Origin of the sequence: Qipengyuania algicida (assembly GCF_009828025.1) — a bacterium.
GTDB lineage: Bacteria > Pseudomonadota > Alphaproteobacteria > Sphingomonadales > Sphingomonadaceae > Qipengyuania > Qipengyuania algicida.
On record NZ_WTYA01000019.1, the window covers coordinates 1 to 10,351 of the forward strand.

A 10,351-nucleotide genomic window follows, 5' to 3' on the forward strand; every position below is an offset into this window, starting at 1 on the left:
CAAATACGGAGCAAGCCACCGCTCCAGATCCGCCTGCCAATCCTCGTCCATCGCCAGCCTCCGTCAAAGCTGGCTCTTCATGAATCAGGGAAATCTCTCCTTGGGAATCCCAAAAATCACACTTCTGCCAAAGTAGTGCTAGTACAATACGAGCGGTCGTTCGCTTACTCATGCCTTAGCGCATCGATCGGATCGAGTTTGGAGGCCCGCGCTGCCGGATAGTATCCGAATGCGATCCCCATGAAGGCCGAAAACACAAAACTCAGCAAATTGATCATCGGGTCGAATACGAAGGGCACGTCAATGACGCCTGCAAGGCTCCATGACAGCAGCAGCGCCAGTCCGATTCCGACCAGGCCGCCAAAGCAGCACAGCACCACGGCTTCGGTCAGGAATTGCAAGCGCACCTCTCGCGACAGTGCGCCAATTGCCAGGCGGATGCCGATTTCCCGTGTTCGTTCCGTTACCGACACGAGCATGATGTTCATGATCCCAATGCCGCCAACCAGCAGGCTGATTCCGGCGATCACGGCGACCATTGCGGTCAATGCTCCGGTTGCAGCGCCAACCGCCTGATTGACCTGCGCGGTGTCGATGATGTTGAAATCGTTATTCGCGCCCGCCTGCAACAAGCGTCGCTCGCGCAGAAGGCCGATCAACGCCTCCTGAATCGATGAACTGGAATAGGCTGCGTCATATTTGACCACGAAATACTGCAAGTTGTCGCTGCCAGTGAACCGCCGCTGCACGGTTTTCAGCGGCATCATCACTGTATTATCCTGGTCCTGGTTGGGTCCGCCGCCCTCGCCCCGTTCCTCGAGCACGCCGACCACTGTGCAGGAGATCTGGTTCACCCGCATCTCCTCTCCCAGCGGGCTTACCCCGGCAACGAAGATCGCTTGCACGACCTTCGAGCCCAACAGGCACACATCCTTGCCCGCGCTCATTTCTTCGGCAGTGAAGCTGCGCCCTTCGACCACGTCGATGGATTGCGCCCGCAGAAATTTATTGTCTACGCCCTGCACGGTGGTCGCCCAATCCTGCCCATTGTGAAATGCCGTCGCATTGGCCGAGACGCTGCCCGCAGCTTCGCGCACACCGGCAATCTGGCTCGCGACCGCGTCCACGTCGGACTGCTTGAAGGGGCGCGGCGCATCGCGATCGCCCTTGATCGGGAATACGATAAAGACATTCGAGCCCAGCGAGGAAATCTGGTCTTGCACCGAAGCGGTCACCCCCTTGCCGAGTGTGACCATGGTGATGACGGCGGCAACGCCAATGATGATACCGAGCGTCGTGAGAAAAGAGCGCAGCAGATGGCGCCGAATTTCACGAAAGGCGAGCAGCAGGGTGGCGCCGAACATCCCCAGCATCAGGCCGGTTCCGCCACTACAGTTGGACGATTGCGCTCGGAACTTTCGACCAGCCCGTCGCGGAAATGGACGATCGTCTTGGCATATGCGGCCATTTCCGGCTCGTGGGTGACAAGCAGGATCGTGATGCCCTGCTGATTGAGCCGGGTAAGCAACTCCATGATCTCGATCGAGCGTTCGGTATCGAGATTGCCGGTCGGTTCGTCGGCGAGTAGCACGTCCGGGTCCGTCACCAGAGCCCGGGCGATCGCGACACGCTGTTGCTGCCCCCCTGACAGTTCAGCCGGGGTATGGTCAGCCCATGGCACCAGTCCGACCTGATCGAGCGCTCGCAAGGCGGCTGCCCGGCGGACGGCTCTTTTTTCCCCGCGATAGAGCAGCGGCAGTTCGACATTTTCGATCGCAGTCGTGCGCGCCAGCAGGTTGAAGCCCTGGAAAACGAAGCCAAGATACCGTCGCCTCAGCAGGCTGCGCTGGTCGCGGGTCAGCGACTGCACTTCGACCCCGCGAAAACGAAACACCCCGGCGGTCGGTACGTCGAGGCAGCCAAGGATATTCATGGTCGTCGACTTGCCAGACCCCGATGGCCCCATCACCGCAACAAAATCGCCTTGCTCGATGGTCAGGTGGATACCTTTTAAGGCTTTGAAAGCAGCAGCCCCCTGACCAAAGACCTTGGTGATCCCACGCAGTTCAATCAGTGGGGTGCCGTTGGGTGGTTCGGCATCCGTCATTTGCCCGCCGCCTTCTTGCCGGTCACGACCTTCATCCCGGGTTTGAGCTTCTTGGAGGTTACCACCGTCAGACGGCCGTCGCTCTGGCCTGTCACGACCTCGATCGGTTCGAGCTTGCCGTCCTTGCCGATGACATAGACGCGCTGGCGACTGCCAACCCCGATAGTCGCCTGTTGCTCATTTTGCTGCAGGCCGATTTCGGGGTTGAGCACACCCCCGCTGTCCTTCGTCTTTGCATCGGGCTGGAAGCGCAGCGCGCCGTTGGGCACCAGCATCCGCTTGCCGGTGCTCTCGGTCGCGATGGTCGCGGTCGCCGTCATGCCGGGACGCAACAGCCCTTGGGAATTGGCAACCGACAGACGCGCTTCGTAATTCACCACCGACGATGCGGCGGACGCGCTGGCGGACTGCTGGCTGGCGGTCGCTGCCGTGTTCGTGGACGCCTCGTCCACCCGCTCGACAACGGCGGGGAAGCGACGACCGGGGTATGCATCCACGGTAAAGGTCGCCTTCTGCCCCTTGGTCACCTGCCCGACATCGGCCTCATCGATATCCACGCGCAACTGCATTGTCGAAAGATCTTCGGCGATGATGAACAGCGTCGGGGTGTTGAAACTGGCGGCAACCGTTTGACCCGGTTCGACCTGGCGCGCGAGAACCACGCCCGCCACGGGCGACCGGATCACCGCCCGGCTACGGCTCGTTTGCGCGGTCGATAATTGCGCCCGGTTTGCCTGAACATTGGCATTGGCGGCAGCCACCGCGGCCTTGTCGCGCTTAACCGCAGCGTCGGCCTGTTCAAGTTCGACGCGCGAGGGCACCTTGCCGTCCGAAATTTTGAACACGTTCTGCAGCCGGGCGAGCTGCGCCTTGTCGACCGCCAGGGTGGCCTGCGCTTGCGCCACTTGGGCGGTGGCGGCATTGAGATTGGCGCGAGCCTGGGTAATCTGATCGTCGATGACGTCGGTGTTGATCTGTGCCAGCACCTCGCCACGCGCAACGCGGTCGTTGACGTCGACATAGATGTTATCGATCCGGCCCGATACTTCCGAGCCGACCTGCACCTGATTGGTCGGCCGCAGGTTCCCCGTGGCCGTGACGGTAAGGTCTAACGAGCGCTCAATGACTGGCTCGCTGATATACTGGGGCTCGCCATCACGGCGTGAGCAGGTGGAAATCGCAAGAATCAGGATCACTACGATCAAGCCCGGCAGCCAGAACTTCATCCAGCGGCGCCAGCGCGGACGGGGCTTCGTGCCGAGAAATTCCTCGAGCTGTTCTGACTCGGCACTTGCCGCAGGATCACTCATTGTTTGCTTTCCCCTTTAGTCGCACCCGTCGCAACGTCAGACGCATTGACGTCCCAACCTCCGCCGACCGCCTGTTCCAGTGCGATAAAAGCATTAGCGCGTTCTGCCTCGCTCGCGGACAAGGCATTGCGGGCGGATAGCAACTGGTTTTCCGCGGTCAGCAAGGTCTGGAAATCGATCAGGCCCGCTTGATACTGGCTTCGCGCGAGTACGGCGGCATTCGAAGCGGCATCCCGTGCAATTGCCAGCTGCGCCACACGTTCGCGTGCCTTGGTCAATGCTATGTCGCTATTCTCGACATCGGCGAGCGCCTGAAGGATGGTCTGCTCCCACGCCGCCAGCGATCCGGCAGCAGCAGCCCGGGCACTGTCGAGTTGCGCACGCGCCCGCCCGCCATCGAAGATCAACTGGCTTACGCCCGCAAACAAGCCACCTGTGACGATGTCAAACAAGCTGTTGAGTCCCGACGAAGCCGATCCGATATTTCCGGTGAGTTGCACCAGCGGAAGCATTTGCGCTCGGGCGATACCGATACGCGCCGTATCGGCGAGCAGCAGCTCTTCGGCCTGCCGGACGTCGGGTCGCTGGCGTAGCACCGTGGCGGGGATGCCGAAGCCGACTTTGTCCGGGGGCACAGGAATGGGCGCGGCGTGTTGTTCGAGTGCCATCCGCACCGAACCGGGCGCTTCGCCGATCAGGGTGGAGATCGCATTGGCAGCTTGCGCCAGGTCGCGTTCGATCGCTGGGATCGATGCCGCCGTCTGGGCCCGCTGTGCGCGCGCCTGTTCGACGTCGAGGCTGGAGACCAACCCTGCCTGCAACCGCCATTGCGCGATCTGGAGATTGTCGTCCTGTATCCTCAGCGTATCACGCGCGATCGACAGCTGGGTGGCGAGCGTGCGAGCCGAAACGGTCGTCTGCGCGACTTGCCCGACGATCAACCGCTGCAAATCGCCCAATCCAAAGCCTGCGGCTGCCAGCTCTGCGCGCGAAGCAGAAACCCCTCCGCTTATTTGTCCGAAAAGATCGAGCTCCCACTGTGCATCTGCACCTACTGAAAATTGCGGATCGGTATTGGCAAAATCGCCGACGTCGCGCTGTACTCCGGCGCTGCCGCTGATCTGCGGGAAATAGGCAGCGCGGCTGGCACGAACTCCTGCCCGAGCCTGCGCAACGCGCGCCGCCGCTTGGGCCAGATTGCGATTGTTGGCCAGGGCCAGAGCAACAAACCTGTCCAGCTGCGGATCGCCCAGAGCCTGCCAATAGGAAGCGAGATTCTGGGCAGAGTCATCCGGTGGGCTGCTCCACTGATCGGGGACTGCAACAGTGGGCACAGGGGCGTGCATTTCGCCAATAGTTGTGCATGCAAATAGTCCCGTCGCCAGCACACACGCTGCGGCAAGTCGAAGCAATGCCGTTCCCCTTCCTCATCAACCGTCCGACTATAACATGCCCATGTTGTGCAATATTACAAAGATATATCTCGACCAACACCGCGGAGCATCCGATCAGCAACCCCATGAGCAGGCTTGGGACCCTTTGCTGAAAGGCAGCTATCAAGGACCGAGAACCCGGCTTCAAACGTGTTGGATTAAGGAGCGTTATCCAAACGTGGCTCTTGCGGGACCAGATCGACATCGAGTGCGCCGCTTTCCAATGGCCAGGTTTCGAAGGTCAAACCGGAGCTGATTAGCGGCGAAAATCTCCTGATCTCACTGATTCAAGCTTTAGATGCAGCCTCGCAGATCGGGTTAGGAGTCTTGTCGACCCAAGCGAGGAGAAAGCGACTTCGGCTCGGGGAAGCGGTCTCGTCCTAGCGCTCCGGGCAAGTAGAGGCAATTTGACGAGAATGTCACCAAAGAGGCATGGAGCTGAAATTGGCGCTGGAAGGGTGACACGAGTTTGATCGATCCGGGGACGACCCAATGGCTGATTGTCGTGGCTATCCATCTTGCCGTAATCGTCAGGGCGATCCTGCTCGACGGGCGCGATTCCTATTCGCGAGCGGCGTGGTTGCTGCTGCTGATCGCCCTGCCCGTGGCTGGCGTGATCCTGTATTTTTTGTTCGGTGAACCGTGGATTTCAAAAGGTTTCCGAAAGCGTGGCCAACACATCGATGAAGAGCTGCGGCAATTCGCCCCACACCCGTCGCAACTCGGTGATGTAGCCAGCTTGACCGCCAATGCGTTCCGAACCTTCGAGGCGGCATCCGGCTGGCCGGTGTCGATCGGAAACACCGCAAGTATCACGCCCGATTCCGACACTGCGATCGACATGCTGGTTACGGATATCGATTCCTCGAAGAAGACGGTTCACTTGTCATTCTACATCTGGCTTGGGGACAACAACGGCATGAAGGTGGTGGAGGCCGTCTGTCGCGCCGCGCGCAGGGGGGTGACCTGCCGTGTCGCCGCCGATGCGATCGGGTCGCGCGCCCTGATCCGCTCTCCACACTGGACCATGATGCGCGACGCAGGTGCGCACCTTTGCAGCCTGCTCAAAGTACCGCTTGGCCTGGGATTTCTCGTGGGGCGACGCACGGATCTACGCAACCACCGCAAGATAGCCGTCATCGACGGACGCATAACTTATGGCGGCAGTCAGAATTGCGCCGATCCCGCGTTTCTGGTGAAGCGACGCTTCGCCCCGTGGGTAGATATCCTGGTGCGTTACGAAGGGCCCGTAGCACGGCAGGCCGACATCATCTTCGCAGCGGCATGGTCCCTCGAAACAGGAGAGGATCTGCGTCCGATCATGAGCGCTGAGCCGCCGGCCCTATCAGCCGATGGGTTCCCCGCCATCGCAACCGGAACCGGGCCGCTCTCTCCGCGTGGAACGATGACCGACATGTTCGTCTCCGTGTTCGCGGAAGCACAGGCAGATGTCACGATCACGACCCCCTACTTTGCGCCCGATCCGCCACTGATCGGCGCGATCGTTGCCGCGGCCCGGCGCGGGGTCGAGGTACAGATCATCTTCCCGCACCGCAACGACAGCCAGATCGTCGGCGCCATCAGCCGCGCCTATTACCCAGTGCTTGCAAAAGCAGGGGTTCGCATCTTCGAATATCGCGGAGGAATGCTTCACGCCAAGACACTCGTCGCAGACGATACCCTGGCGTTGATCGGGTCGTCCAATATGGACCGGCGCAGCCTCGATCTCAATTTTGAGAACAGCATTTTGTCCCAGTCGGTTGAACTCACCGCCCAGGTGCGCGAACGCCAGTGCCGTTGGCTCTCCGATGCAATCGAGATTGATCGCGACGCCGCCACAAACCGCCCGATACCGCGCCGGTTCACCGACAATTTGTTGACCATAGTCGCTGCGGTATTCTGAACCGAATGCGGCGATAGTCCAGGCAGGCGCCACATTTCTCGCGCATTTGAGCGATCACGCTCCGAAGCTTCGCAGGCCCAAGGAGAATTCCCCTTGTTGACGGACACTGTCCGCAGCTTATCGGTCCATCATATGGCTTCCAAATTGATTGCGACCCAGCATATCCCGATAGCAAAAGTGACCGCCACACCAACTGGGGCGGGTGGGCCGCCAATGCTTGCGGATCTGACCGAGTATTTCAACCCGAGCCATTTATGGGGCGCGGTCGCTCTCGGCGTGCTGTTTCTGGTGTTCGGCCTGGCTCTGAGCTGGCTCCTTCGCCGGACAGTTGTCGCGGTGATCGATCACGATCCGAAGGAACGGATCGATCGCATGACGATCAGCTTCATCCAGCACCTTGCGACCTTCATAATGTGGATCGTTTTGGCGTTGTTGTTCTCGCACCTCGTGCCTTCACTGAACAAGCTGACCACATCGCTTCTGGCAGGGGTCAGCATCGTTTCAGTCGTGATCGGCTTCGCCGCGCAGTCGACGCTGGGCAATCTGGTTTCGGGCATTAGCCTGGTCATTTACAAGCCCTTCCGTCGGGGCGACCGACTGCAGCTGACGACCCCGACGGGGCTGGAGACGGGGATCGTGGAGGATCTGTCGCTCGGCTACACCGTGCTGCGGACCTTCGATAACCGGCGGATCGTCATTTCCAACGGTACGATCTCGAACCAGATTATGATCAACCTGTCATCGATCGATCTCAGGGTCATGATGTCGCTGCCAATTTCGATCGGCTACACCTCCGACATCGACAAGGCTCGCGAGATAGTTCTCGAACTGGCGCAGGCACATGACAACGTTCAGGAGGTCGTCGGATGCCCGGTCATTGGCCTGGGCGGATCGAGCGTGAATCTCTCGCTTCGCGCGTGGTGCCCAGATTCGGCAACCGCCAAATCGGTGGAATACGATCTGCTCGAACAGATGAAGAAACGGTTCGATGAAGCCGGGATAGAAATACCCTACGCTTACCAGAATGTGGTACTGAGTGGTCAGCTTGACGAACCAGCTGCACCATCTTCGGCGACGTTGTCGGATAGCCAGGAAAGCGCCGACCGGTGAAGTTATTGGCTGCTTTCGGGGGCTCGGCAGGTAACGCTCAATGACTGAGATTGGGGCGCGAAGCGGAAGTCTGACTGGGTCTGGCTCAATATACGCAACATTGTCGTCCGGCATAGCTCTTCCGGAATGGCTCCTTCCGGATCGATAAAATTTGAAATGCTGCCCTTCGCTCGCGGTCTTTGCGACATGACGGCATGCGCCAACAAAGCGGTCTTTCAGCTGCCAATTCCCGCTGTCGAAACCGTCCATTCGCTCATGCGGGCTGATACGACAACTCACGGCCGGGTTCGGGCAGCGGCTGGCGTGACCCAATCGGCCGAAACGTTGTAGATTGCTGAATCCACCTCTCATGGCGCTCAGATATGATTTGAAAGCCCCTTAAGCCCCCAGTTGCGCGCATTCCGTGCGATGTATCCGTTCGCTTGATCGTGTAGGTATGGTGCAGAAAACAATCGATCTCGACTCCCAATAGTTAAATAGAGAGGTCTTATGCTGACTTTTCTCCAATGGTATGGGGCAATTACCGCAGTGATCGCCGCCATGATTGTGGCATCCAATATCGGTTCGCGAATAACGGGGTGGGCGTTCGTATTATTTGTTTCATCTTCCGCCGCGCTCGTCGCATGGGGTTTCCTAAGCGAGGACGCGGACGGGATCGGCTGGCAGAACATCTGCTTACTCGCCATTAATTCCTGGGGCGTCTATCGTTACCTGTTCCGACAAAAATCTGACGAGGCCCGGTAAGTTGGGCCGAGTGAACAAATTCGGCTGAGCGTACCTACGCTGTTCAGCTTGTTAGCTGGTGCGAAATTGATCTGGATCATGGCGAAATTGGAGATCGAGAAGCAACCTGCCCACCTGTGCGGATCAGCATTGGAGGCCGTGATGAAAAACGTTGTAGTCCATGTTCAAGAAGACCCCGGACTATCGGCTCGGGTTCAGACTGCCCTCGATCTTGCGCGTAATTTCGATGGGCATGTAACGTGCCTGCAAACGGCCTGCAGTGAGGTCATCATGCCGGCAAGCTATGAAGCTATGACGGCGCCCGCAATCCTTCCGATCCTGCGCGAGCAAGCCGAGCAGCTTGAGGCGAAGGTAAAGACAAGCCTTGGGCGGGACGATGTACCGTGGGATTGGCAAACCCACTTCGGTTTTCCCGCGGCCCATCTTGTGCAACGGGCGGCACTCGCCGATGTTATAGTCATGGGCACTCATGATGCCAGCAGTGCCGATCAGCGCCCTTCACGGATCGTTGGTCAAGTGGTGTTGCGCAGTCCGGCACCGGTTCTGGTCGTTCCGGACCACCAGCGTAGCCTTAATGTACGCGACCCCATTTTGATTGGCTGGAACGGCGCAGTCGAATGCGCCAACGCGCTCCGCGCGGCGCTTCCTTTACTGAAACAGGCCGAGCAGGTCTTCCTGACACGGATAATGGATGGGTCCGACTATGGAAATGAGGAATTTACGGCAATCGAGGGAGCTCAATATCTGAGACTCCACGGAGTCGAATGCGAGTTGCTCGAACTTCCCGCGCCCGATGGTATGAAAGTTGCCAACCAGCTTACCGATGCGGCTTTGGCCCGTGAATGCGGTTTGCTCGTAATGGGCGCATATGGGCGCGCTAGAATCGCGGAATGGCTGCTCGGTGGTGTCACCCGAGATATATTGACCCACCCGCAATTGCCCGTACTACTAGCCCACTAATCTTGGAGGGTGAACAAGCCGAGGGGCTGCTTCCGCCATCGCAGCGTATCTTCCTGTGCGACGCGGGTGATACACTGTCCGGCGCGATTGAATTTCCAGCCACAAAAATAGCCGCGCCTGCTGCCGGACGAGCGTCTCTCGATGGCCCCCCGCTCTCAATTTTTTAACTCGCAGAATGGTCGTTCTGCTGCCGCCCAGCACGTCGGCAGACCGAGTTCATCAAACCTTTGAGCGTCGAGGCACCCGTTCAATGGGGATGCGCAAAGAGGTCAGCTCCTGTGGCCTACTACGGTGCTACACGAGCACTAAGCCTGTACCCTTTCGTTGAGCCAGAATGCTAGCCGTTCGACCAGCAATTTCTCTGTGGCCGTGTCGAGCCCCTCAGTTGGCTCATCGAGCAGCAGCCATGGTCGGTTGGCAAGCAGTGCGCACGCCAGCGACAGGCGCTTGTCCGGTGGACGCCGAGCACACCAAGTCCACGTAGGACACCACCAAGAATGAGGGCCAATATCGCCGGCCACTCCGGACGCTGGGCAGCGACTAAGGCACTAACCCCATAGGCGACGCCGAGCGCAAACACCGCCGCTCCCGTTGCGTCGAGCAGCCAAAATCCGCGAACACCCTTACCACTTGTCATGCTGAGCCATCATGCAACCATCAAATTTGATTCAGATCAAGGCGGCGGCCTTTGTCGTCATGCAACTGCGTCAAGCGCGACGCACGCGCAAACGGTTTCGAAAGACTTCTTGCCATGATCGATTTCGCTGTTGTTGAGCTCTCTCGG

8 protein-coding genes are annotated in these 10,351 nt (G+C 59.3%); 4 read left to right on the forward strand and 4 right to left on the reverse strand.

All coding sequences use genetic code 11. The features are described 5' to 3' along the window. Positions 1-164: 164 nt before the first annotated feature. The 4 genes from GRI58_RS15280 to GRI58_RS15295 are packed head-to-tail and all read right to left on the reverse strand — an operon-like array spanning position 165 to position 4,805. Complete coding sequence (locus GRI58_RS15280) at positions 165-1,364, reverse strand: ABC transporter permease (RefSeq protein ID WP_160754488.1); 1,200 nt, start codon at positions 1,362-1,364, stop codon at positions 165-167. Between the two features lie 8 nt (positions 1,365-1,372). Further along, positions 1,373-2,107, reverse strand: coding sequence for an ABC transporter ATP-binding protein (locus tag GRI58_RS15285; protein WP_160754482.1), 735 nt, complete (start codon positions 2,105-2,107; stop codon positions 1,373-1,375). Next, positions 2,104-3,417, reverse strand: coding sequence for an efflux RND transporter periplasmic adaptor subunit (locus GRI58_RS15290; RefSeq protein WP_160754483.1), 1,314 nt, complete (start codon positions 3,415-3,417; stop codon positions 2,104-2,106). Before GRI58_RS15290 ends, GRI58_RS15285 begins: the two co-directional genes overlap by 4 nt. Beyond that, positions 3,414-4,805 (reverse strand): efflux transporter outer membrane subunit, encoded by a 1,392-nt coding sequence (locus GRI58_RS15295; protein ID WP_419957056.1) that lies wholly within the window; start codon positions 4,803-4,805, stop codon positions 3,414-3,416. The genes GRI58_RS15290 and GRI58_RS15295 overlap by 4 nt, the downstream gene beginning before the upstream one ends. Positions 4,806-5,355: 550 nt before the next feature. Here GRI58_RS15295 and cls point away from each other — a divergent pair. The 4 genes from cls (at position 5,356) to GRI58_RS15315 (ending at position 9,567) form a co-directional block, all read left to right on the forward strand. Next, complete coding sequence (gene cls / locus GRI58_RS15300; protein ID WP_337190996.1) at positions 5,356-6,753, forward strand: cardiolipin synthase; 1,398 nt, start codon at positions 5,356-5,358, stop codon at positions 6,751-6,753. Positions 6,754-6,885: 132 nt separating this feature from the next. Next, positions 6,886-7,863, forward strand: a complete 978-nt coding sequence (locus tag GRI58_RS15305; RefSeq protein WP_237452357.1) for a mechanosensitive ion channel family protein — start codon at positions 6,886-6,888, stop codon at positions 7,861-7,863. Positions 7,864-8,352: 489 nt separating this feature from the next. Next, positions 8,353-8,607 carry a hypothetical protein gene (locus tag GRI58_RS15310; protein WP_160754486.1) on the forward strand — a complete coding sequence of 85 codons (255 nt, stop codon included), beginning with the start codon at positions 8,353-8,355 and terminating at the stop codon, positions 8,605-8,607. Positions 8,608-8,673: 66 nt separating this feature from the next. Next, positions 8,674-9,567, forward strand: coding sequence for a universal stress protein (locus GRI58_RS15315; RefSeq protein ID WP_160754487.1), 894 nt, complete (start codon positions 8,674-8,676; stop codon positions 9,565-9,567). Positions 9,568-10,351 lie beyond the last annotated feature (784 nt).

Coding starts and splice junctions, on each gene's coding strand:
- GRI58_RS15290 (WP_160754483.1), bottom strand. CDS start 3,417: ATGAGTGATCCTGCGGCAAGTGCCGAGTCAGAACAGCTCGAGGAATTT.
- GRI58_RS15285 (WP_160754482.1), bottom strand. CDS start 2,107: ATGACGGATGCCGAACCACCCAACGGCACCCCACTGATTGAACTGCGT.
- GRI58_RS15305 (WP_237452357.1), top strand. CDS start 6,886: ATGGCTTCCAAATTGATTGCGACCCAGCATATCCCGATAGCAAAAGTG.
- GRI58_RS15280 (WP_160754488.1), bottom strand. CDS start 1,364: ATGTTCGGCGCCACCCTGCTGCTCGCCTTTCGTGAAATTCGGCGCCAT.
- GRI58_RS15310 (WP_160754486.1), top strand. CDS start 8,353: ATGCTGACTTTTCTCCAATGGTATGGGGCAATTACCGCAGTGATCGCC.